Origin of the sequence: Castellaniella sp. (assembly GCF_034674885.1) — a bacterium.
Lineage (GTDB): Bacteria > Pseudomonadota > Gammaproteobacteria > Burkholderiales > Burkholderiaceae_B > Castellaniella.
In genome coordinates this window covers 100,302-120,105 of sequence record NZ_JAUCDS010000002.1, presented here as the reverse complement: position 1 = coordinate 120,105, position 19,804 = coordinate 100,302, and the positions used below count along the sequence as shown (strand labels likewise).

General features: G+C 62.9%; 26 protein-coding genes and 1 tRNA gene. 10 read left to right on the top strand and 17 right to left on the bottom strand.

The features are described from left to right. Nucleotides 1-77 precede the first annotated feature (77 nt). Complete coding sequence (locus tag VDP74_RS02210; RefSeq protein ID WP_322997986.1) at nucleotides 78-473, top strand: VOC family protein; 396 nt, start codon at nucleotides 78-80, stop codon at nucleotides 471-473. 34 nt (nucleotides 474-507) lie between these two features. Here VDP74_RS02210 and VDP74_RS02205 read toward each other — a convergent pair whose 3' ends face one another. The 4 genes from VDP74_RS02205 to VDP74_RS02190 all read right to left on the bottom strand — a co-directional run bounded on the left by VDP74_RS02205 (nucleotide 508) and on the right by VDP74_RS02190 (nucleotide 3,207). Beyond that, on the bottom strand, nucleotides 508-1,440 hold the full coding sequence (locus tag VDP74_RS02205; protein ID WP_322997985.1) for an MBL fold metallo-hydrolase: 933 nt from the start codon (nucleotides 1,438-1,440) through the stop codon (nucleotides 508-510). Between the two features lie 64 nt (nucleotides 1,441-1,504). Beyond that, nucleotides 1,505-1,906 carry a cupin domain-containing protein gene (locus VDP74_RS02200; protein ID WP_322997984.1) on the bottom strand — a complete coding sequence of 134 codons (402 nt, stop codon included), beginning with the start codon at nucleotides 1,904-1,906 and terminating at the stop codon, nucleotides 1,505-1,507. Between the two features lie 23 nt (nucleotides 1,907-1,929). Next, nucleotides 1,930-2,409: a carboxymuconolactone decarboxylase family protein gene (locus VDP74_RS02195; RefSeq protein WP_322997983.1), complete on the bottom strand. Its 480-nt coding sequence runs from the start codon at nucleotides 2,407-2,409 to the stop codon at nucleotides 1,930-1,932. A gap of 42 nt (nucleotides 2,410-2,451) precedes the next feature. Then, nucleotides 2,452-3,207, bottom strand: coding sequence for an SDR family oxidoreductase (locus tag VDP74_RS02190; protein WP_322997982.1), 756 nt, complete (start codon nucleotides 3,205-3,207; stop codon nucleotides 2,452-2,454). 165 nt (nucleotides 3,208-3,372) lie between these two features. Between VDP74_RS02190 and VDP74_RS02185 the strand changes: the two genes are divergently transcribed. Together VDP74_RS02185 and VDP74_RS02180 are read left to right on the top strand one after the other, a co-directional pair. Beyond that, complete coding sequence (locus VDP74_RS02185) at nucleotides 3,373-4,938, top strand: winged helix-turn-helix domain-containing tetratricopeptide repeat protein (RefSeq protein ID WP_322997981.1); 1,566 nt, start codon at nucleotides 3,373-3,375, stop codon at nucleotides 4,936-4,938. Between the two features lie 75 nt (nucleotides 4,939-5,013). After that, nucleotides 5,014-5,628, top strand: coding sequence for a hypothetical protein (locus VDP74_RS02180; RefSeq protein WP_322997980.1), 615 nt, complete (start codon nucleotides 5,014-5,016; stop codon nucleotides 5,626-5,628). Between the two features lie 79 nt (nucleotides 5,629-5,707). On the opposite strand, the gene VDP74_RS02175 is transcribed toward VDP74_RS02180, so the two are convergent. From VDP74_RS02175 to VDP74_RS02165, 4 genes are all read right to left on the bottom strand, one after another. Further along, entirely contained in the window at nucleotides 5,708-7,336 is a 1,629-nt protein-coding gene (locus VDP74_RS02175) for a copper resistance CopC/CopD family protein (protein ID WP_322997979.1), read from the bottom strand. A gap of 54 nt (nucleotides 7,337-7,390) precedes the next feature. Then, the gene (locus VDP74_RS02170; RefSeq protein WP_322997978.1) at nucleotides 7,391-7,936 is read right to left on the bottom strand and encodes a YcnI family protein; all 546 of its coding nucleotides are present in this window, start codon (nucleotides 7,934-7,936) and stop codon (nucleotides 7,391-7,393) included. 66 nt (nucleotides 7,937-8,002) lie between these two features. Continuing rightward, nucleotides 8,003-8,425, bottom strand: a complete 423-nt coding sequence (locus VDP74_RS15295; protein WP_416232919.1) for a DUF2946 family protein — start codon at nucleotides 8,423-8,425, stop codon at nucleotides 8,003-8,005. A gap of 102 nt (nucleotides 8,426-8,527) precedes the next feature. Further along, the gene (locus tag VDP74_RS02165; RefSeq protein WP_322997977.1) at nucleotides 8,528-9,370 is read right to left on the bottom strand and encodes a PhzF family phenazine biosynthesis protein; all 843 of its coding nucleotides are present in this window, start codon (nucleotides 9,368-9,370) and stop codon (nucleotides 8,528-8,530) included. A gap of 179 nt (nucleotides 9,371-9,549) precedes the next feature. On the opposite strand from VDP74_RS02165, the gene VDP74_RS02160 reads away from it, so the two are divergent. Next, nucleotides 9,550-10,221 carry a 7-cyano-7-deazaguanine/7-aminomethyl-7-deazaguanine transporter gene (locus VDP74_RS02160; protein WP_416232918.1) on the top strand — a complete coding sequence of 224 codons (672 nt, stop codon included), beginning with the start codon at nucleotides 9,550-9,552 and terminating at the stop codon, nucleotides 10,219-10,221. A 198-nt stretch (nucleotides 10,222-10,419) separates the two neighbouring features. Beyond that, nucleotides 10,420-10,641 carry a YgdI/YgdR family lipoprotein gene (locus VDP74_RS02155; protein ID WP_322997975.1) on the top strand — a complete coding sequence of 74 codons (222 nt, stop codon included), beginning with the start codon at nucleotides 10,420-10,422 and terminating at the stop codon, nucleotides 10,639-10,641. A 61-nt stretch (nucleotides 10,642-10,702) separates the two neighbouring features. On the opposite strand, the gene VDP74_RS02150 is transcribed toward VDP74_RS02155, so the two are convergent. Continuing rightward, nucleotides 10,703-11,452 (bottom strand): sulfite exporter TauE/SafE family protein, encoded by a 750-nt coding sequence (locus VDP74_RS02150; RefSeq protein ID WP_322997974.1) that lies wholly within the window; start codon nucleotides 11,450-11,452, stop codon nucleotides 10,703-10,705. Nucleotides 11,453-11,493: 41 nt separating this feature from the next. Then, nucleotides 11,494-12,627: a metallophosphoesterase gene (locus tag VDP74_RS02145; protein WP_322997973.1), complete on the bottom strand. Its 1,134-nt coding sequence runs from the start codon at nucleotides 12,625-12,627 to the stop codon at nucleotides 11,494-11,496. Nucleotides 12,628-12,803: 176 nt separating this feature from the next. Here VDP74_RS02145 and VDP74_RS02140 point away from each other — a divergent pair, with 176 nt between their 5' ends. From VDP74_RS02140 to VDP74_RS02125, 5 genes are all read left to right on the top strand, one after another. Beyond that, nucleotides 12,804-14,129: a ferric reductase-like transmembrane domain-containing protein gene (locus VDP74_RS02140; protein ID WP_322997972.1), complete on the top strand. Its 1,326-nt coding sequence runs from the start codon at nucleotides 12,804-12,806 to the stop codon at nucleotides 14,127-14,129. A 51-nt stretch (nucleotides 14,130-14,180) separates the two neighbouring features. Then, nucleotides 14,181-14,254: transfer RNA gene (locus VDP74_RS02135), tRNA-Cys, on the top strand. Nucleotides 14,255-14,433: 179 nt separating this feature from the next. Then, entirely contained in the window at nucleotides 14,434-14,889 is a 456-nt protein-coding gene (locus VDP74_RS02130; protein WP_322997971.1) for a hypothetical protein, read from the top strand. Continuing rightward, entirely contained in the window at nucleotides 14,886-15,122 is a 237-nt protein-coding gene (locus tag VDP74_RS15290; protein WP_416232915.1) for a helix-turn-helix domain-containing protein, read from the top strand. Before VDP74_RS02130 ends, VDP74_RS15290 begins: the two co-directional genes overlap by 4 nt. Before the next feature lie 84 nt (nucleotides 15,123-15,206). Beyond that, entirely contained in the window at nucleotides 15,207-16,127 is a 921-nt protein-coding gene (locus VDP74_RS02125) for a tyrosine-type recombinase/integrase (RefSeq protein ID WP_322997970.1), read from the top strand. Between the two features lie 102 nt (nucleotides 16,128-16,229). Here the strand turns inward: VDP74_RS02125 and VDP74_RS02120 are convergent, their stop codons facing one another. Genes VDP74_RS02120 through VDP74_RS02090 form a run of 7 tightly spaced genes read right to left on the bottom strand, consistent with a single transcriptional unit; the run spans nucleotide 16,230 to nucleotide 19,575 of the window. Beyond that, on the bottom strand, nucleotides 16,230-16,652 hold the full coding sequence (locus VDP74_RS02120) for a hypothetical protein (protein ID WP_322997969.1): 423 nt from the start codon (nucleotides 16,650-16,652) through the stop codon (nucleotides 16,230-16,232). Then, entirely contained in the window at nucleotides 16,649-17,095 is a 447-nt protein-coding gene (locus tag VDP74_RS02115) for a D-Ala-D-Ala carboxypeptidase family metallohydrolase (RefSeq protein WP_322997968.1), read from the bottom strand. Before VDP74_RS02115 ends, VDP74_RS02120 begins: the two co-directional genes overlap by 4 nt. Next, nucleotides 17,086-17,379 carry a hypothetical protein gene (locus VDP74_RS02110; RefSeq protein ID WP_322997967.1) on the bottom strand — a complete coding sequence of 98 codons (294 nt, stop codon included), beginning with the start codon at nucleotides 17,377-17,379 and terminating at the stop codon, nucleotides 17,086-17,088. Before VDP74_RS02110 ends, VDP74_RS02115 begins: the two co-directional genes overlap by 10 nt. A 1-nt stretch (nucleotide 17,380) precedes the next feature. Then, nucleotides 17,381-17,710 carry a hypothetical protein gene (locus VDP74_RS02105; protein WP_322997966.1) on the bottom strand — a complete coding sequence of 110 codons (330 nt, stop codon included), beginning with the start codon at nucleotides 17,708-17,710 and terminating at the stop codon, nucleotides 17,381-17,383. A gap of 58 nt (nucleotides 17,711-17,768) precedes the next feature. Beyond that, nucleotides 17,769-18,218, bottom strand: coding sequence for a hypothetical protein (locus VDP74_RS02100; RefSeq protein WP_322997965.1), 450 nt, complete (start codon nucleotides 18,216-18,218; stop codon nucleotides 17,769-17,771). After that, nucleotides 18,218-19,381, bottom strand: a complete 1,164-nt coding sequence (locus VDP74_RS02095) for a hypothetical protein (RefSeq protein WP_322997964.1) — start codon at nucleotides 19,379-19,381, stop codon at nucleotides 18,218-18,220. Before VDP74_RS02095 ends, VDP74_RS02100 begins: the two co-directional genes overlap by 1 nt. Next, the gene (locus VDP74_RS02090; RefSeq protein WP_322997963.1) at nucleotides 19,381-19,575 is read right to left on the bottom strand and encodes a hypothetical protein; all 195 of its coding nucleotides are present in this window, start codon (nucleotides 19,573-19,575) and stop codon (nucleotides 19,381-19,383) included. The genes VDP74_RS02095 and VDP74_RS02090 overlap by 1 nt, the downstream gene beginning before the upstream one ends. Between the last annotated feature and the right edge of the window lie 229 nt (nucleotides 19,576-19,804).

Sequence of the window (19,804 nt, the reverse complement as noted above, 5' to 3'; positions counted from 1 at the left end):
GCATCCATCCAGCCGGCACTTGATGGCTACCGCACCAGGGATACATGATCGCGAATACTTCCAGGAGAGACCCACCCATGATTGATCATCTTGACCATCTCGTTCTGACAACAGCGCGGCCCGACGCCTGCATCGACTTCTACACCCGCGTCCTGGGCATGCAACTGGAACGTTTCGTGGGCGGCACGCCACCCGTGCAGCGGCGGGCGCTGAAATTCGGCAATCAGAAGATCAACCTGCACGTCCAGGGCGCCGAATTCGAGCCCAAGGCACACCTGCCGGTACCCGGCGCACTAGACCTGTGCTTCATTGCCGATATCCCGCTGGATCAGGTGATCGCCCAGTTGGCCAACCACGGTTGGCCGATCGTGGAAGGGCCGGTACAGCGCACGGGTGCCACCGGAAAGATCATGTCGGTGTACGTCCGCGACCCGGATTTCAATCTGATCGAGATTTCTGTGCTTGCACAGTAGCCTGGGGCGGGCACGAAACCCACCACAGGCGTCCTTAGTAATCCCACTGCACCGGGACGAAACGGAAGCTCTTGCCCGCCTTCGCAATGTGCCCGATGGATGGAAACGCCACATGCGTCGCAGCCAGCAGGGCACCGGTTTCGGCCGCGTCATTCAGCAATCCGATACGTACGGCCGCAGCTACTTCCGGCTCGTGCTCGAAGCCATTCTGCCACTCGGGATTCTCGAAACCGACTTCGAAAATCGCGTCGCCGACGAAGGTCAGCTTCTCGCCGTTCGATGCCACGTCCACGACACAGTGCCCCGGCGTGTGTCCTCCCGTCACACGCGCCGACACTCCCGGTGCGACATTCACAGTCTGATCGAACTGCACGATGTTATCGCTGTAGAGTTCCACGAATCTTGCCGCTGCCTTGCGGAGCGCGGGAGGAACCGCCTCGGGCATTACCGTCTTGCTGAAATCCGGATTCTGCCAGAACGTCACTTCGGCAGACGACACATGGATACGCACGTCGGGCCGCAGCTTCGCCTTGATCCCTTCGACGTTCAGCCCGCCGACGTGGTCCATGTGCATATGCGTAATCACGATATCCGTGATCGCGGCCAGGTCGATGCCCGCAGTTTCCAGCCGCATTACCGACTGACCTGCACGCGAGAAGTACTCGAAACCGTCGCCCACGCCAGAGTCGATCAGAATCAATCGTTCGCCGCTGCGCACGAGCGCGATATTCAGCGCCCAATCAAACATATCGCGTTGCAGGAACCTGCCATCGAACCATTCATTGCGGTCGGCCTCGCTCACATTGGTGGACATGGTGGAAGTCGGCAGCGGCAAAATGCCATCGCTGATCAGTGCGACATCGACCTCGCCGATGCGTACTGCGTAGCGGGAAGGTACGAATTCGCCGGAACCTTCTTTGCCAAGGTTTTCAGTCACCGGCTGGACATTGCGGATTGTCGTGTTCATTTTCTATAGTCCTTTCAATCAGGTTGATGCAAACCGCTCAGAGCGGCATTTCGTTGCTTCCTAGCTATTGCTCCGTCGGAATCAGGATCGGCGCGCCTTGTTTCTTCACGAGCATGACCAGGAATTTCGCAGGCTTCGTATTGCTCGCGTTTCTGCCGACCGTATGGATATCGTTCGGCCCCTCGTAGAAGGTATCGCCAGGATTCAGCGTGACTTTCTGTCCACCCTCCAGGCCCATGACTATGGAACCCTCCAGCACATAGACGAAAGCATGGGCATCGTGGCGATGAACGGGATCGACACTGCCCGGTGGATAATCGACCGTAATGACCGTGACTTCCTTGCCGGGATAATCGGCGAGTGCCTTGCTCAGCACCTGCGTCACCTGGGCCTCCGGCGACCCATGGGCCTGGGCGACGCCACCGGCCAACAGCAGCGTCGCTGCCAGAATTTTGGGAACTCGCATGAAGGGGCTCCTTCTGATTGAAATCAGGCCAGGCCGGACTTATCCACGCCGAAGGCCTTGTCGTAGATACCGGGCGGAACACGAAAACCGATATTGACGCGGTTCCATGCGTTGATCGACATCACATGGAAGGTCAGGTCGGACAGTTCCTTTTCCGAATACTGGGTGCGCACCCGCTCATAGATTTCGTCGCTCACGCCCAGCGGTGAAATCCGGGTCAGGGCTTCGGTCCACGCCAGCGCAGCGCGCTCGCGCGGCGAAAACAGGTCGGATTCACGCCATGCGGCGACATGGTGCAGGCGCAAGGCGCGCTCACCGTGCAGAGTGGCTTCCTTCACATGCATGTCCAGGCAGAACGCGCAGCCATTCAGCTGCGAGGCCCGGATATCGACGAGATCGAGAATGGATTCCTCGATCGAAGCCTTTTTCAGCAACATGCCGAGTTCAACCAGTTTCTTGAACAGTTCGGGGGATTGCTGCTGGTAGTTGATACGTTGTGTCATGTCTTACTCCTGTTGGTCAGTAAAAAATGGGCGTGAAGCCGCTCAGGCCCTGAATGCGGCGCTGGCAAGCCAGTTGTTGAAACGCGTGGGTCCGAGGCGGGCGCCCTTGCGGGCCGTCAAGGTGCGGTCATCCAGATCGCTGCCGAAATAGCGCGCACGGACGTCGGCGATCACCTGGCGGCCGCTGTTGCACCGCGCGAGGTACTTGCGCGCCAGTTCGTCCATGGGGAAACAGTCCTGACCCGCGACTTCCACCATGTCGTTGATCGGCATCCCGACAGCCAGATCGGCCAATGCAGCCGCAACATCATCTGCAGCGACGGGCTGGATCAGTGCCGGGGAAATATGCACTTCGGCCCCATCGGTACAGTGTTCGACGATGCTGCCGACGAATTCGAAAAACTGTGTGGCCCGCAACAAGGTGTACGGAATCGGCGAAGCCTCGAGCAGGGCTTCCTGCACAGCTTTTGCATAAAAATAACCGCTCTGCTGCAAACGCTCGGTCCCCACGACCGACAACGCCAAGTGGTGCTCGACACCGGCTGCTTTCCCGGCTGCCAGCAGATTGCGGCCGGCCGTCTGGAAAAATGCGACTGCCGCCTCCTTCTCGAAAGAAGGAGAATTGGCGACATCCACCACGACCTGCGCTCCCTCGAGCGCCTCGGCCAGGCCGTGGCCGGAAATCACATCGACTCCGCTCCTTGGCGATGCCGCCACCACCTCGTGCCCGGCACGTCTCAGCCGAGCCACTACGTTCGAGCCGATCAGCCCACTGCCTCCGATCACGACGATTTTCATATCTCACCCTCTATTGAACGTGGTCAAAATCCATGGATGCATTATTATTTCCAGTGGCTGCGACCGCTTTGCCAACACCTTGTATTTCCATCCAAGATTCCTTGATTCATCCAGAGCGCCAGATGGGCATGGGGCGGCCTGCTTCCAGAAATGGGGAGGATCCCAATGCAATGCGTTTTCGCCGACTGCGCGCTGGATCTGGAACGCCGCGAACTGCACCGCGCGTCCCAGCTGGTGGCGACGACACCCAAAGTGTTCGACCTGCTTGCCTACCTGATCAGCCAGCGCAACCGCGTCGTCACGCGCGACGAACTGATGGAAGCGGTATGGGGCGGGCGAATCGTCTCCGAATCCACAGTCGCCAGCCACGTCAATGCCGCGCGTACGGTGGTCGGAGACGACGGCCAGAAACAGCGCATCATCAGGACCATCCCGCGCAAAGGGTTTCGGTTCGTCGCTGATATCGAGATGCCGTGCGCGCCGGCGCCTTCCGTCGAACCGGCAGCGGCCGGCAACATGCCGCCGGACGATGCAGGCCTGCGCGGCAAACCCTCGATCGCGGTCCTGCCATTCGTCAATTTGAGCGGCAGCGTCGAGTGCGATTATCTGGCTGACGGAGTGGTCGAAGACATCATCACCGCGCTGTCGCGCTACCGCTGGCTATTCGTGGTGGCGCGCAACTCGAGCTTCACCTACAAGCACCGCATCGTCGACGTGAAGCAGGTAGGGCGCGAACTCGGCGTGCGCTACGTGCTGGAAGGCAGCTGGCGGCAGGCGCAGAACCGGGTCCGCATCAGTGGGCACTTGATCGATACCGCAACAGGCGCAACCCACTGGGCCGACCGTTTCGAAGGTGTGCTGACCAATCTGTTCGAGTTCCAGGACCAGATCGCGGACAGCGTTGTGGGCGCCATCGCGCCACAAGTAGAGCGAGTGGAAATCGTGCGGGCGCGGTCCAAGCCCACTCAGAACCTGAATGCCTACGACTATTACCTGCGCGGCATGGCCTACCTGCATCGAGGCACGTGCGACGCCGTCGACCAGGCCCTGCCGCTGTTCCAGCAGGCGTACGCCTGCGATCCCGACTTTGCATCGGCCTACGCGATGGCGGCGTGGTGTCACTGCTGGCGCAAAGTCAATGACTGGATGCGGGACTGTCCCGCTGAGACGGTGGAAGGCGTGCAGCTGGCGCGGCGGGCAGCCGAGCTTGGCCCATACGATGCGGAAGTGCTGACGCGCTGCGGACACGTCCTGGGCCACCTGGCCGGTGACCTGGTTGCAGGCATCACCTTGCTGGAACACGCGCAACGACTGAATCCCAACCTCGCTTCGGCCTGGTTTCTGGGCGCATTCTGTCACCTGTGGCACGGCCAGACAGAACAGGCCATAGAACAATTCACACGCGCCATGCATCTGAGCCCGGTGGACCCGGAGCTCTACCGCATGCAGGCGGGCATGTCCGCCGCAAATTATTTTCTGGGCAATTTCACCGAAGCGGAAACGTGGGCCAGAAAATCCGTGCAGAACATGCGGAACATGGTGCTGTCGCAAGCGATGCTCGCCGCCAGCCAAGCCATGCTGGGCAAGCAGGCAGAGGCCGCAACGTCCATCAAACGCCTGAGAGAAATCGCACCCGCCGTCTGCCTGGACGTCCCGTTTGGCTGGTTGCCGACCCAAAATCACGTGAACTACGGGCTCATGATCGAGGGCCTGACGAAGGCGGGGTTATAGTCCGAGGGGACCGACGCACGTCAGTCCAGCGCAAAATCGGGTAGCCTCCTGGCTGCTGATAAGAGAATGCACACAATGGACATAGCATTGACCCTACTGGCGATCGTCGTGACCTGGCGATTGCTATGCCTGCGCTACCAGCGCACCCACATCGCCTTGCTGGGACGGCACCTGGCCGGCCTGCAGATCGAGCGCCACATGGAAGCCCTGACGCAGGGCTACACCCGCGCCATCCACGAACAGGACGAAGCCCGTCAACTTCAGGTGCTGGGTTCTTTCGCCCAGACCGAAAGCGCAGTGGCCGCGCAGGTCCAATCCCTGGCCGACACCATGCAGCGGGAAGACGCGCAAGCCACCCGCATGGGGGTGCTCTCGTTTTGCGTGCCCTGGATCGAACGCTTTCTGCCCGCATCGACGCGGGATTTCAGGGCGCTGCTGCACATCCACGCCACCGGCCTGCGCCACGTCGTGGACAACGAAAGCCGCTGGGATCCAAAAGACCGTGCCTATCATCTTTCAGCGGAGCTGTATCTGTTTCAGCACAGCTGCCACTGGTACTGCAAGTCCCGCGCCGTGGCCGATGCGCGCCTGATGCTGCGGCATCAGGTACAGCGCCAAAAAGCCCTGGAATCCGTCTCCACCGCGACCCGCTCGGCATACCTGAAATGGCTGCAGGACGGCGCGCAGTAAATATCGGACAGCGCCCCAAGGCGACGCAGGCGGTTCATCTGCGCATTCGGTCGCAGCCAACTGGGCCTGAGGCGAGCACCTACCCCGGCAGGCGCAGCGTCGTACTCACGCTGATGCGCTTGAAATCCGACACCAGAATATCAATGCGGACGTCCCACCGGTCGCGTCGGGGCAAGCGGATGTCGTGCACCTGCCAACTGCCGTCTTCGGCCCGCTGCGCCGGATAGGCAATCGGCTCGATGCCGGCCTCGGGATCGGAGAACACGACCTCGACGGCCTGGGCCGACAGGGGTTTGGCATCCGGCGCAAGCAGACGCAGGGTCAGCATGGCGGCCCCGCCGCGCTGTGGCGGCAGGTAGCTCAAATTCACCATCGCCTGCGGGCTCTGAACATGTTCCGACACAGCCTGAACAGCCCCTCCGGACGCCGCATCCAGCGCACGCGGAGGTGGCGTGAAACGCCACAACGCGACGACGGCAAGAATCGCCAACGCCACGACTCCTTCGACGGCGACCACCCGGCGCAGCGAGCTGCGGGCCTGTGCATTGCCCGCCAACGTCGCGCGGGTCAGGCGATAGCGGTTGTGCGCGCCCAGCGCCAGCAGCACGGTCACCAGCAGCAGCTTGCCGATCAGCACGCGCCCATACGCAGTCTGCCACAGCGAGGACAGCGCATCGAACTGCAGGTAGATCAGCACCGCGCCGCTGGCCACCAGGGCCAGCAGTGCCGCTGGAATGATGCGCGAAAACCACTGCAGCAAGCCCGATACCCCAGCCGGGGACCTCAGCGCACCGTACAGCGGCGCCAGCGAACCGACCCAGATCGTAACAGCCACGACGTGCAGCCATACAGCGGGCCTGGCCAGCCAGGCGGGTGGCGCAGTGCTCGCATGCCCGCTGGCGGCCAGCGCGAGACCCAGCAGAACCACTGCCGGCAACGCCAGCGCCGCGCGGATGCGGGCGGTCAGCGCCATCCAGGATAGCGCCGCGCACACCAGGGCCAGCAGCGCCAGGGCAACTGTCAACCCGAAGGACGTGGCGGCGGCAACCTGCCAGGCTCGGGCTTGAAACAGGCCTGACAGCGGCAGATCCAGGGCATCGATCCCCAGCAGGCCGACATTGGCGATGGCAACCGCAGCCGCTACGGCCAACAAGGACAGTCCCCAGATCCGGCCGCGCGGCCGGGCAGCCGTGCGCGATTCACAGACGGCCAGTCCGATCCCGGCAATCAGCGTCACATACCAGGCAACCACCCCCAGCCACACCCAGAAATCCCGGACCGGACGAGTCGAACGGACCTGGACGGGATCGCCGCCTGCTGCTCCGACGGCAAAGGTGAACGTTCCACCCAGAGGATGGCCGTCGGCAGATATCACGCGCCAGCTCAAGGCATAGGTTCCCCGTTCCGACAATGTCGGCAAGGACAGGCTCACACCGTCATCCACCGCCCGGATTCTACTCACTTCCCGGGCTGTTCCGCCCGGCTCGACCAGCGTGAAAACCAGCGCGGACACTGGTTCGTCGAACGTCAGTCGCACCTCGGACGGGGCACTCTGCAGTACCGCCCCTTGAGCAGGCACGCTCGACACCAAGGCCGCATGCGCGAATGCCAGTTGCCCCCAGACCAAGGCCGTCAGCGCCAACAACGTGCTTGCAAGCCCCTGAAACCAGTGCCGCGCCGCGCATGCGCCGATCTTCTGCACATTCATGTTCATCCTCCCAGGCACGGGGCGCCTGGCCGGCAGGCGCCCCGAAAGCCCAGATTACCGGGCCTTGGGCAACAGCTTCAGGCCCGGAGCCGGCGTGTCCGAATGCCCGCCGTGCCCATGCGCTTTTTCTGCGCCTTCGGGAATATCGATCCAGCGGTCGACGCCCTTCTCGCATTCCTGAATCACCGGGAAATACAGCGTGGTGCCTGGCTTCAGGCTGCTGCTGAGATAGCCCTTGAACACGAACTCGTCGTAGAAGTCATCGGGCAACGGCCCGCCGGTCCACTCGACCTCCGTCACACCCGAAGTGATCTTCGATCCATAAAGGTCATAGGACTTGCTGTAATCGCCCTTCACGACCTTCAGATCCCAGCCCGCCTTGGGCTGCGGCTTGACGCCAAGAACGCCTTCCGGGATCTGGATCCGCAGCTTCACCGTGGCAGAACCCTGGCAGCCATGCGGTACCTGCAATACGGCTTTGTAGCTGCTGCCCACCGGCGCCTGCTGCGTCTCGAAGCTGATGTGGGAAAAGGCTGAAGGAGCGAACAACAGGGCGGCGCACGCCGCAACGGCGGACGCACCGGTACGAAAAACGAACATTGAAAACCTCGCTTGAAAGAATGACAGCCGTTCCGGCCGCACATCGTGTGGCCGTCGACAGGGGAATCAGGCGAAGTTCAGTGGCGGAGCGCGCGGCCCCAGGGGCGGGCCGGCAGCGGATGAGACCACCGCCGGACGGGCTCGTGCGAATATGAGCGGCAAGCTGCGCACCGCCAAGCCCGCAAGCGTCAGGCCCGGCTGCGCAGGCAAGGCTGCATGCGAGACGGCAAGGCAGAAGGGGCAGCTTTGATAATCGTGGTGCCCATCGACAGGATGCGACAGATCGTCCACCAGATGCGAGAACGTGACGCCCGCATCTCCGGTACCAGGGCAAAACTCCAAGGCCGACAAACCCCTGGCCGCATTCGCGGCCGGCATGTAGCCGGCAGGAATCAGCGCCCGGCACAGAAACGCTGCGACGACCAGGCAAAAAACGAGGTGCCGGGCCGCTGCGCGTGGAACTCTGGGAAGCTGTCTGATAGCGGGCATGGAGGCCATGATACGTCAAAAATGACGCCACGCAGCCACCCCCGCCATTCGCCGGCGGCCGGCATGCGCCCGGGTCCGCCCAGCCAGGCGAAACTCGCCCCGTTACAGCGTCACCTTCCCCTCGATGCAGGTGACGACCTCGCCGCCAATCCAGATGTCCGGGCCCGATTTCCGGACATGCACGCGTCCCGCGCGGCCCAGCGCCGTGCCCTGCGATGCCACGTAGGCATCCAGAGCACGTCCGCTGCCGATCAACCACTGGGCCACACCGGCATTCAGGCTGCCGGTGACCGGATCCTCTGGAATACCCAGGCCCGGCACGAATGCGCGGACCTCGAACTGCGCTTCCGTGCCATCGACGGTGGGGTCCCAGGGGGCGATGACGCCGACTTTCAGGTCGCCCAGTGCAGCTGGGTCCGGTCGCAAAGCCAGCACCTGACGGCGCGAAGCCAGCAGCACCGCCAGCCAGCCGGGGCCGTTGTCTACCCACTGCGCATCCAGGATGTCGCCAAGGCCCAGACCCAGGCCAGCGGCAATGCGCGGCAGCAGCTCGGTTTCCACTGCGCCCGAGCGCACCAGGGGCGGTGCGGCGAAAGCGACGCCTGAGCCATCACGGCGCAGCGTGATCAGTCCAGCGGCGCATTCCTGGATGATCGTGTCACCGCGTGGTTGCCCGCCACTGGCCAGCCAGACGGCGCAGGCGCCCAGCGTGGGGTGCCCCGCAAACGGCAATTCGCCACGCGGTGTGAAAATCCGCACACGGTAATCAGCCTGCGGTGCCGCGGGACGCAGCAGGAAAATGGTCTCGCTGAGGTTGGTCCAATTGGCGAACGCTGCCATCCGGTCGTCCGACACCCCATCGGCGGCGATGACGACGGCCAAAGGATTGCCCTTCAGCGGCACGCTGGAAAACACATCCACTTGCTTGAAATCGAAACTTGGCATCGCGCGTACCTTGATCCACAAAGACTGACAATAGCCCAGGAAATACCTGCCGGACAATGCCTGCGCGAGACAGGGGCATGCAGGCCGGTTCGTATCGCGGGTCCTCGTGACAGGCTATAATCCTGCTCGCATTCCGTTCATGGGTTCCCTCACCCCATTCACCAAAAAGGTCTTTCATGATGCCCTTGCTCGTCCCCTCATCGCGGACATCCCGTTATCTGGCCTTGCTGGTCGCCTTTCACATCGCGATCATCATCGCCAGCAACTACCTGGTGCAGTTGCCGATCGATCTGTTCGGTTTCCACAGCACCTGGGGTGCTTTCAGCTTCCCCTTCATTTTCCTGGCCACCGACCTGACCGTGCGGCTGATCGGCAAAGCACAGGCCCGCCGCGTGATCGCGCGCGTGATGGTGCCGGCGCTGATCGCGTCCTACATCGTGTCGGTGCTGTTCCACGAAGGCCGCTTCAATGGTGTCGACGCCCTGGGCGCGTTCGACAGTTTCGTGTTCCGCATCGCGTTTGCCAGCTTTGCGGCCTACGTCTTTGGCCAGTTGCTGGATGTGCAGGTCTTCGACCGCATCCGCCGCAACAGCCGCATGCCCTGGTGGGTAGCGCCGTCCGCATCCGCCGTGCTGGGGCAGGCGCTGGATACGGCCATCTTCTTTGCGGTGGCCTTCTGGCACAGCAGCAACCCCTTCATGGCTGAACACTGGGTGGAAATCGCCCTGGTCGACTATGCCGTCAAGCTGTCCGCCAGCCTGCTGCTGTTCGTGCCTTTATATGGCATCGTCCTGAATGCCGTGCTGCGCATCCTGGGCCGTCGCACCCCGATCGAGGCATCGCCGGCCTGAACACTGGCCGCGCGATGATCGCTCGCGATTTTGTCAGAAGACCCTACAGCGGATTGGCTCTCCAATCCCCCTATGGAACTGCAATGCGTGGCCAGCCGTGCGGGCAGCCGACGCGGGCTGCTTGTCGAACCCGCTTACAGTGCTGCCGGGAAGACCTTGATATGGTGTCCATGAGACCCTTGTTTTCAGGAGATGCTCATGTCGAAGAAAATTCCCGGACTCCTCGCCGTTCTGGCCGGCAGCTTTGTTATGGCCGCCTGCTCGACCCCATCCACCGTCACGACCAACGACGGGAAAACCGACTACACGGCCGATGCGCCCCAGACGGATACGGACGATGGCTTTGTGAGGTACGAAAAGGACGGCCATGAGGTCAAGGTCAACAAGTCCGACGTCAAGCGGATCGAGGAAGTGAATTGACCTCCGGTCGGCAGGGCCGACGTCCCGCGCCCCACGGCGGGACGATCCCGCCGAAGCCGCCTCAGCCGTAGGCTCGCTTGAAGAATGCCACGGTGATGAAAATCGTCAGGGCCAGAGTGCCGTAGCGGATGATGGGCGCCGGAATCCGTTTACCCAACAAGGCCCCGGCATAGCCGCCCAGGCTGGCCGTGACGAGCATGACGGCGGTTTCCCGCCACTGCACGGCGCCGGCCGCCACGAAGATCGCGACAGCCATCGTATTGGCCACCGTCACCATCAGCACGCGCGGCCCGCTCATGCGCTTGATGTCGTGCGAGCCCAGCAGGCCCCAGACGGCCACCATCATGATGCCCACCGCCCCGCCGAAATAGCCGCCGTAGATGCCCAGGCCGAACTGCAGGCACATCACCAGAGCAGGATGCACCCGGCCATGCGCACGGACCCATTCACCGACCCTACGCCCGAAGGCCAGCGCCAGCGTGGCGACCAGCAACAACCAGGGCAGGATGAAATCGAAGGCCCGTGAAGAGGTCCACAGCAACATCAGGGCGCCCAGGCTGCCGCCCAGCAAGGTCACCCAGAACAGCTTTTTCAAGGGCACGTCGCCCACGCCGCTCAGGCTGTCGCGATATGCCCAGGCGCTGGCCACGCTGCCGGGGTACAAGGCCACCGTGCTGGACGTATTGGCCAGCACGGGCGGCACGCCGGCTGCGATCAGGGCCGGCAGGCTGACGAACGAACCGCCACCCGCCAGGGCATTCATGGCGCCGGCCACCAAACCAGCGCCAGCGACCAGCAACAGTGATTCCATCGACACGTATCCTGTTTGGTTGACTCAGACGAGCAGCGGCCTCATTTGGCCCGCAGCACGATCTGCGTGATTTCCGAAGGCCGCCCCAGGCGGATCGCCAGGCCGTTCCACAAGCCAGTGCCGTTGCTGACGTACAGCGCCATGGGCCCGACCTGGTACAGGCCGGAGACGAATCCGTCATTGGCCCATTGGGTGATGAAATGCACCCCCAGGATCTGGCCGCCATGGGTATGTCCCGACAACTGCAGCGCCACGCCCGCGCGTGCATTGGCGGGCGCATCGCCCGGCCGGTGTTCCAGAAGAATCACCGGCGCCCCTTCGGGAATTCCGTGCAAGGCGGCCTTCAGGTCGGGGCGCGGCAGGCCAAAGGCCCCCGCCTGACGGTCAGTCATCCCGGCCACCGCCAGCGATGCGCCGTCGTGCTGGATCAGGACATGGCTGTTTTCCAGCATGGTCAGACCCAGGGCACGATAGGCCTGCATCCAGCGGACGTAGTCGGCGTAGTACTCGTGATTGCCCGGAATTGCCAGCACGCCATCGTGCGCCCGCAGATCCTGCAAGGGCCTGACGTCATCCGCCCGAAGTTCGGGCATGCCATCGGCCAGATCGCCCGTGATGACGATCAGGTCCGGATCCAGCTGGTTGGCGCGCGCCACCACGGCAGCCTGCCAATATTGTGGCAGCAGGCGGCTGGCATGCAGATCTGTCAGCTGCACAATGCGATAACCGTCAAATGCAGCGGGCAGGCCGGGGATCGTGACCGCCACGGTGCGGACGTTGGGGATCTTGACGGCCTGCCAGACCCCGATGGCAGACAAGACCAGCGCCAGCCCGCCGATGGACAGCCCCACCGCCCGACCCTGCAGGATCACACGCCCTGCGCCACGCGCCGGCAGCCACACCAGCAGGCCGACGATATCGCGCAGCAGCAACAGCAGCGCCAGCAGCAACACCACGCCAAAGGCCCAGCTCAGGCCGATCAGGATCCACTGAGGCAATTCCGGGGACCCCAGCGTGCCGAAAAATCGCCCCGTGATCTGGTGATACTGAGCGGCCAGCAGCAGAACCACCGCCAGGGCTACCCGCCCCCCCAACCCGCAAGGCAAGGGCCAGACAAAACGCCACACGGCGTACAACCAGATGAGGCCGGTGACAAAGGGCAGGAGGGTTCCCATGAAATGATCCAGTCGTGTTCAGCAGGGCGAAATGGCGCCGGCAAAGAAAAATATCTTACCAAGAACCACCGCGCCGACATGAACCCCACCTGAACGGCTGCTTCACCCCTGATTCAGGCAGCGGCTTCCATACTGCCTTCATCGCCGAACCGATCGGCCCGCACATGGAAGTCCGCATGAAGACACGTACCGTTCTGCTCTCCTTTCTGGGGATCCTGACCCTGGCCTGGGCCTGGGACGCATTCGTTCTGAACCCCATGCCCGGCGACGCCGCCTGGGTCGCCCGCAAACAGGGCATCTACCTGACCGGCATCTGGGCCATGGGCCTGATGTCCCTGACCATGATGCTGGCCATCCGCCCCGCCTGGCTGGAACCCGCCCTGGGTGGCATGGACCGCATCTACCGCCTGCACAAATGGGCCGGCATCCTGGCGATCAGCCTGGGCATCACCCACTGGCTGATGGAAATCGGCGGGAGCGCCCTGCGCGCGCTGGTCGGCGCCGCCGTGAACAAACCCCCCAAGGTCGCCGTGGTGGACTTCCTGCAGTCCAGCCACGGCCTGGCCAAGGACATCGGGGAGTGGGTCATCTACGCATTGATCGTTTCCCTGGTGATCAGCCTGTGGAAAGCCTTCCCCTACAAATCCTGGCGCATCCTGCACCGGGTCATGCCGCTGCTGTATCTGGCCCTGGTCTTTCACAGTGTGGCCCTGACCCCAGCCGCCTGGTGGCTGCAGCCGCTGGGGCTGATCATGGGCGTCCTGATGCTGGGCGGCAGCCTGTCGGCCATCCCGGCCCTGCGCCAGCGCATCGGCCAAGGCCGCCGGCATGCCGGGCACATCGACTCCATTCGCCAGCTGGAAGGCGGCATCACGGAAGTGAACTGCACGATGGAGAAAAGCTGGCCTGGCCACCAGGCGGGCCAGTTCGCCTTCGTGACCTTCGACGCTCGCGAGGGCGCTCATCCCTACACGATCGCCAGCGCCGGCCAGGCGGACCGCCTGACATTCCAGATCAAGGCCCTGGGCGACTACACCCGTACGCTGGCGCACAACCTGCAGGCCGGCCAGCCTGTACAGATCGAAGGCCCCTATGGCCGCTTCGACCACCGCCGGGGAGAGGACCGCCAGGCCTGGGTCGCCGGCGGCATCGGCATCACGCCGTTCCTGGCCTGGCTGGAATCGCTGCAGGACCAGCCCGACGCCGCTCCTCAGGCACAGCTGCATTACTGCGTGCGCGACGCCGCCCGCGATCCCTTTGTCGGCCGCCTGCGCGACCTGTGCGCCACCTTGCCGCGCATCACGCTGCACGTGCATGACGCCAGCGCCGGACAGCGGCTGGATGCGCGCATCCTGCGCCAGGAAAGCGGGGTGCAAGCCGGTGAAGCGCTGGACGTCTGGTTCTGCGGCCCGGCCGGCCTGGCCCGCCAGCTGGAAACCGGCCTGCAGGCCCTGGGCCTGAAAGACGTGCCGGTGCACCGGGAGGCGTTCGAGATGCGCTGAAAAATTTATCGTATAATGCTGGACTTGACTGGATTGCCCCAGTCCATCACCGGCGCAATGGCAGAGTGGTGATGCAGCGGACTGCAAATCCGTATACGTCGGTTCGATTCCGGCTTGCGCCTCCAAGGTTTCCGAAGATTTACCGGCCCACCGTGTGGGGAAAAATCGACATAAGGCCCGCCACAGCGCGGGCTTTTTTGCGCCTGAGCAGTTTGCGCTGGTGCTGCGGGATATAGGGTAAATACCAACCTTGCTTTCTTCTTCTAATGACTATATAATTTAGTCATTAATCAGAGGAACAGAAATGCAACTATTCCACACCAGCCCAACCGAAATCAGCAAGATCACCGAAGCCGGTCGCTTCGGCAGCTTCCTGTTCTTCTCCAGCCACGTCTACACGATGACCGCCGGCGAGGCCCTGGTGTACAGCCTGGATATCGACGAAGACAGCATCATCGACGCCGGTCGGTTGTTCTATCACGAGGACGCCGAAAAGCTGCGGCCCCTGGTCGCCGAACTGGCTGCCCGCATGGACATCGACGAAGCCACGGCCGAGGCCCTGATCGAAGAATCGCAACAAGTCCACGACCTGGATGGAATCGACATGGAAGACGCGGCCGATCTGTCATGGGACGTCCAGCACTTCACCGCCCGCGCCGCCGCCCTGCTGGACTTTCGTGGTGTCGCTGTCTCCGACGAACAAGGCACGGCCTACCTGATCGACATGCTGGGCCGCGAAAACGAAATGGTGCGCGAATGAATCCGGCAGACTTTCAGGCCTGGCGCCAGCACATGGGAATGTCTCAACGGGCCGCAGCTCAGGCTTTGGGGGTATCGCTCCCCACCCTGCAGGCCTGGGAGCGCGGCGCCAGCTTTCAGACCGGAAAGCTTGTAGAAATTGACCGGCGTACAGCGTTGGCCTGTGCGGCACTGGCGGCTGGCATAGGAGAATGGGCGGCTATAGCCGAAGCACAGCCGCACAGAACGGCTTAGAATTGCGACGAGATTTCCTCAATATCTGCCGCGCAGGCAGCGCGTTGGTCATTCCAGATCGAACGCAGATGAAAGGAAATTATTGTGGAAGCAATTGCGCCGGAGCGGACGCTGTCCGCGTGGATTGTCACGTACAAAAAGATCATTTCTGAACGAGAAGTAAAGCCGAAAACACTGCAAGACAAGGGGTTGTGGCTGGGGTATTTGGAGGCTGCGTTCGGCAATCGCATCATCGATAGCATCATGCCATTCGAACTGGCAGCGATGGCAAAAAAAGTTGCAGAAACGGGAAAACAGACTGCCGCCAGGCGCATCATTATTGAGGCAAAAGACCTCTTTTATGAGGCCCTGCTGAACGGATTGGTTTTTCGTAATCCGGCTGACTCTGTGCGTCCCATCAAGCCGAAAATCAAGCGTAGAAGGCTCACGCTCGAAAGCTGGCAAGACATGTACGCCCTGGCGCCAAACGGTTCTATTCAGCGCAGAATGCTGCTTCTTTCACTTGTTTCAGCACAGCGGCGTGCGGATCTATGCACTGCGAGATTTGCAGACGTTCAAGACGGACACCTGCATGTCATACAACAAAAAACCGGGCGGCATATCCGCATTCCGACTACCCTGCGACTTGATGCAATCGACGTATCTCTCCAAGACGCTATTGAAGAATGTCGCCTTGCAGCCAAAGGGTCCCCGTACATGCTTCCGATGCGCAAGGGAAATCAGAGTCCGCCGCACCGGTTGACGAACCTTTTTTCGGAATGCCGAAAAACAGTCACTATTTCCGTCGACTCAGGCCAAAGCCTGCCTTCGCTGCACGAAGTAAGGTCCCTTGCAGAAAGGCTATATCGCCACCAAGGCGTAGACACCCAAACGTTGCTGGGACACAAGTTTCCAAGAACGACGAACCTTTACAACGATGATCGCGGGCTTTCTGCGGGGGAGTGGAAAACGGTGCGACTACAAATGCCGAATATGCACAGTGGCGATCACCGCAGCGACTCATAAGCCCCCACCGCCTCCCGGTGCCGGGCTGCACACACCCCATACGCCACCAGCACCTGATCCTGCACCCAAGCCTGCCAGGCATCGTAATCGCCCGCCGGCGGCTCAGGGATCTGCGGGCACGGCTGCGCCAGCTGGCTGTCCAGCGGCGGCACGGTTCGCGGCGTCAACGGAGGATTCGAGGCTGCGCATCCGGACAGGATCAGGGCGGCAGCCGTCAGGCAAAGGTGGCGCATCACGTAGAGCCCCGGTGAGTTTGTTGATCTGGGCCGTCAGGGTCGGGCCCACGGCAGCGGCCCGGCGGCCAGCGGCGGCAACGGTTTCGATGTTTGCCTGGATGTCGGCCAGGGCCTGGCGGGATGCTCGGGCATCGACCTGCGCCTTGTCACGCTCCATGCCCGAGATCTTGGCGTCGTGGCGCCAGCCTTGGACTGTCCACGCGGCGGGCCCAGCAACCAGGGCCCCAGCCAAGGCGGCGGCCGCGTAGCCCCGCCACCCGGCCAGGGCCTTGAGTGCGGCGGCGATCATGCGATCCTCACAATGCCGCGCTGATACCCTCGACCGGACCGCCAGGACAGCACCTCGCGGCGCATGCGATCGCCTACGCCCAGGTGGACCCAGTGCGTACGGGCTTGCTCGAAGATGAGCTGATCAAATTCCAGCGCGGAATCCGCAATGGCCTGGGCCACGGCCTGATCGGGGCCGAACGCGGGCACGTGGAAATCTGCGGCCAGGCCCTCGCAATGCGACGACGTGGCCGATCCGTCCACCGCTTGATTGAGCGCCGGCGACCGATAGCCTGACGTGATGATGAGGGGCGCGCCGAACAGCGCCCTCACCTCCTCCAACTTGGCCGCAAGAACGTGCAGGTTGGCCAGGTGGTGGCGTGTCGGCTTGTTGTCGATGCCCAGCATGCGGGCCGTGTCGGACCGCATGAATTCGGCCAGGAAAAAATGAGGCGTCAATTGCATTTGCGGATCCTCCGTTTGATGTGCCGGCGCACATTCGGCCCGCACGTCTTCATCCACCAGCACCGGATGGCCATGCCGGCCACAGCCAGCGAGAACATGGCCCCAGGCCGCTGGACCTCCCAGGGCCAGTGAATGGCCCAGGCGATGCAGCCCAGACTGGCAAACAGCATCAAGATCAGACTGATGCGCCCCAGCAACCCGTCATTGACGCGTGGCGAAAGTACCGCCCAGCAGCACACGACAAACACAATGAGCTGGGACACGGCATAAATTGCAGCCCACATATCACGACCTCCGTCCAAACCAGCCGCGCACGACGTCGGCGAACAACCCCCAAGCATCGGCGCTCTGGATCGTCAACAGGACCTTGCCCACCGCGGCCCAGCCCAGGATGCCGATCAGCGCGGACACCCCATCGGACCAGGACTCGGGCAGCTGCATCCACTCGACGATGATTGGCGTGAACAAGACCGCCAGAGCCATCCCGGCAAAAAGCATTGAGATCTTCTGCCGCCAGGTCAGGCCAGTGACGATCGTTGTCATGCCGATCACGGCGCCGACGGCCCCGACCAGCGCCGCCCACACCTTGGGGCTGATGTTCTCGAGCATCTGCATCCTGCGTTTCCAAAAAAATACCCGCGCAGGGCGGGCGGTTGATCTGATTGTTTGGGGGCTACAGAACGATGGAGACAGCCGCGACGAACAGATCGTCCAGCTGCTTGTCCGTCAGCCCCAGCGCCGCTGCGGCGGTCGCCAAGAAGGGCGAGTCACGCCGCCATTCCGTCGTGTCATCGAGCGCCACGCGGGCCAGGGCCTGCTGGGTTGGGTCCTCGATCGCGTCGACGTAGGCCTGCACCTGGGCCCAGAGGCTTGCGCCTATCAGCGCCGCCTTACCCTGAGCTCGGGTCACGACCGTGGGCGGGCCGTCCGGTTCCGGATCCGGTGCGGGCGGCTCTTCCGGCTTCGGCGGATCGACCAGATCGAAGCCGCCGTCGATGCTGACGATCTTGCCGGACTGCATCCCAGCCAGGGCGGCCGCATACTGGCTCTCATCAATTTCGATCCACGCAGGATCGTCGGACATATCAGCGCGGGATACCCCGCCAGCGGTTGCGTAGGGCATCAGAGGATCCTCATCAGATATATGCGGGGAATGTAGCGGGGGCGGGCCTCATCGGTGCCTGTGGGGCTGATCGCTAAGTTGTGAGTGTGGGCACCTGCGGAGCCGGTAGACCGCGCCCCACCAGCCACAGCACTGTTTTGCCCCGCACCAGTCCCCGTCCCACTTCCAGCCGAGATGGTGTGGGTATGTGCCCCCGCCGACAGCGCAGTACCTGCGTGAGTGTGGTTAATATTCGCGCTATCCACAATCGGCCCAGCCGCAGGGCCAGGGCGCGGAAACACGCGAGACGTGTTGATCAGGTCGATGGTCTGTCCGTCCATTGGCGATCCGGCGAGCGACACGACTGCTGTAGCCGTGATCGTCGGATCAGAGCCCGTCACGGTCTCGTCCGTGAGCACGCCTTCGTTGTACTGGCCCGCGCCGTCAAGGCCCGCCGTCAGGATGATGTAGCGGAACGACGGGTCATCTGTAGGCGGGAGAGGGGCGTTCGGATGCAGGGAGAATTCTTTCCCGATGGCCTGCATCGCCCACGGATCCCCGCCACCACCACTGCCACCACCCGATTCTTGCCACTCGACGCCCGGCGTCCCGCCCACGATTCGCCGATACTCCTTTCCATCGGCGATGTCCTCGACAAACCGCTGCAGCTTCCTATCCGGGTCGCTCCCAGCAAACACAGAAAGGAAACCCGGCAAGGCGCCGGGCAGGTTATCGCAGGTGTCGGCGCAGTAGTAATCGCCGCTGATGAGCACAGTATCGAGATCGACATCCAGGGCCGCCAGCGCTTCATCGCCCGGCACCCCCACGCCAAAGCCTCCCACGGTAACGACCCGCCCAGGCGTAGCGTCATACCGGCTCTCGATCAGATCCGCGCCGGCGGCGGTTCCCAGCGCATCAGGATCGAACGGCGCGCCTATGCCAACGTCCCGCCAGTCGATTGCCGGATTCTGGCCGGTGATTCGATACAGGCCAGGCGCGGTATAGAAATAGGCGAACCCGCTGCCGTCGGCCACGACTTGTCCAGCAGGATACGGGTCTGTGCCTTCGCGGTCGCGGTAGACCGTGGCGGGCATCTGATCCGCTTCGCGTCGAATGATCAGCGCGGCCCACGGAACAACATTGCCGAGCTGATCAACGACCGTCTTTTGCCAGCGATTCAACATCACTCGCTCTCCTCCGAAATCGCGATTGGCCCAAAATCTCCGGCCACGGCGCGAGCGTACAGCTCCCGGCCGTGCGCTTCGCAATCATTCGGCGTCGCGGTAAACGGCACGGGGCCGATGCCCTCGAAATCCACCATCATGTCGATCATGTCCGCGCCCGACCAACGCAAATTCGTAACGGTCTTGTATTTCATGCGTACCTCAGCCAAAGCGTGGTAGCCTCGCCGCCACTGGCCCCTGTTGCATAGCCCATGCACCTCCACGACCCGCCTGGGGCGCCGCCGCCGGCGGCGCCCCCCGATGACCATCTCAACTGAGACCCCGGAAGTGATTCTCCCGGGTTCGTGGTTCCAAGGGCAATTCTCCGCAGCAGCGCATACGTCCCAACCGCACCAGCGCCAGCGCCCGCATTACGGCCCAGCA

Bases quoted from the DNA above. Each gene is read 5' to 3' on its own strand.
- VDP74_RS02120 (WP_322997969.1), bottom strand. From the start codon at position 16,652: ATGATCGCCGCCGCACTCAAGGCCCTGGCCGGGTGGCGGGGCTACGCG.
- VDP74_RS02205 (WP_322997985.1), bottom strand. From the start codon at position 1,440: ATGAACACGACAATCCGCAATGTCCAGCCGGTGACTGAAAACCTTGGC.
- VDP74_RS02180 (WP_322997980.1), top strand. From the start codon at position 5,014: ATGGACATAGCATTGACCCTACTGGCGATCGTCGTGACCTGGCGATTG.
- VDP74_RS02190 (WP_322997982.1), bottom strand. From the start codon at position 3,207: ATGAAAATCGTCGTGATCGGAGGCAGTGGGCTGATCGGCTCGAACGTA.
- VDP74_RS02160 (WP_416232918.1), top strand. From the start codon at position 9,550: ATGCCCTTGCTCGTCCCCTCATCGCGGACATCCCGTTATCTGGCCTTG.
- VDP74_RS02200 (WP_322997984.1), bottom strand. From the start codon at position 1,906: ATGCGAGTTCCCAAAATTCTGGCAGCGACGCTGCTGTTGGCCGGTGGC.
- VDP74_RS02170 (WP_322997978.1), bottom strand. From the start codon at position 7,936: ATGTTCGTTTTTCGTACCGGTGCGTCCGCCGTTGCGGCGTGCGCCGCC.
- VDP74_RS02210 (WP_322997986.1), top strand. From the start codon at position 78: ATGATTGATCATCTTGACCATCTCGTTCTGACAACAGCGCGGCCCGAC.
- VDP74_RS02095 (WP_322997964.1), bottom strand. From the start codon at position 19,381: ATGTTGAATCGCTGGCAAAAGACGGTCGTTGATCAGCTCGGCAATGTT.
- VDP74_RS02150 (WP_322997974.1), bottom strand. From the start codon at position 11,452: ATGGAATCACTGTTGCTGGTCGCTGGCGCTGGTTTGGTGGCCGGCGCC.
- VDP74_RS02145 (WP_322997973.1), bottom strand. From the start codon at position 12,627: ATGGGAACCCTCCTGCCCTTTGTCACCGGCCTCATCTGGTTGTACGCC.
- VDP74_RS02165 (WP_322997977.1), bottom strand. From the start codon at position 9,370: ATGCCAAGTTTCGATTTCAAGCAAGTGGATGTGTTTTCCAGCGTGCCG.
- VDP74_RS02140 (WP_322997972.1), top strand. From the start codon at position 12,804: ATGAAGACACGTACCGTTCTGCTCTCCTTTCTGGGGATCCTGACCCTG.
- VDP74_RS02130 (WP_322997971.1), top strand. From the start codon at position 14,434: ATGCAACTATTCCACACCAGCCCAACCGAAATCAGCAAGATCACCGAA.
- VDP74_RS02105 (WP_322997966.1), bottom strand. From the start codon at position 17,710: ATGCAGATGCTCGAGAACATCAGCCCCAAGGTGTGGGCGGCGCTGGTC.
- VDP74_RS02155 (WP_322997975.1), top strand. From the start codon at position 10,420: ATGTCGAAGAAAATTCCCGGACTCCTCGCCGTTCTGGCCGGCAGCTTT.
- VDP74_RS02185 (WP_322997981.1), top strand. From the start codon at position 3,373: ATGCAATGCGTTTTCGCCGACTGCGCGCTGGATCTGGAACGCCGCGAA.
- VDP74_RS02195 (WP_322997983.1), bottom strand. From the start codon at position 2,409: ATGACACAACGTATCAACTACCAGCAGCAATCCCCCGAACTGTTCAAG.
- VDP74_RS02175 (WP_322997979.1), bottom strand. From the start codon at position 7,336: ATGAATGTGCAGAAGATCGGCGCATGCGCGGCGCGGCACTGGTTTCAG.
- VDP74_RS02115 (WP_322997968.1), bottom strand. From the start codon at position 17,095: ATGCAATTGACGCCTCATTTTTTCCTGGCCGAATTCATGCGGTCCGAC.
- VDP74_RS02110 (WP_322997967.1), bottom strand. From the start codon at position 17,379: ATGTGGGCTGCAATTTATGCCGTGTCCCAGCTCATTGTGTTTGTCGTG.
- VDP74_RS02090 (WP_322997963.1), bottom strand. From the start codon at position 19,575: ATGAAATACAAGACCGTTACGAATTTGCGTTGGTCGGGCGCGGACATG.
- VDP74_RS15290 (WP_416232915.1), top strand. From the start codon at position 14,886: ATGAATCCGGCAGACTTTCAGGCCTGGCGCCAGCACATGGGAATGTCT.
- VDP74_RS15295 (WP_416232919.1), bottom strand. From the start codon at position 8,425: ATGCCCGCTATCAGACAGCTTCCCAGAGTTCCACGCGCAGCGGCCCGG.
- VDP74_RS02100 (WP_322997965.1), bottom strand. From the start codon at position 18,218: ATGCCCTACGCAACCGCTGGCGGGGTATCCCGCGCTGATATGTCCGAC.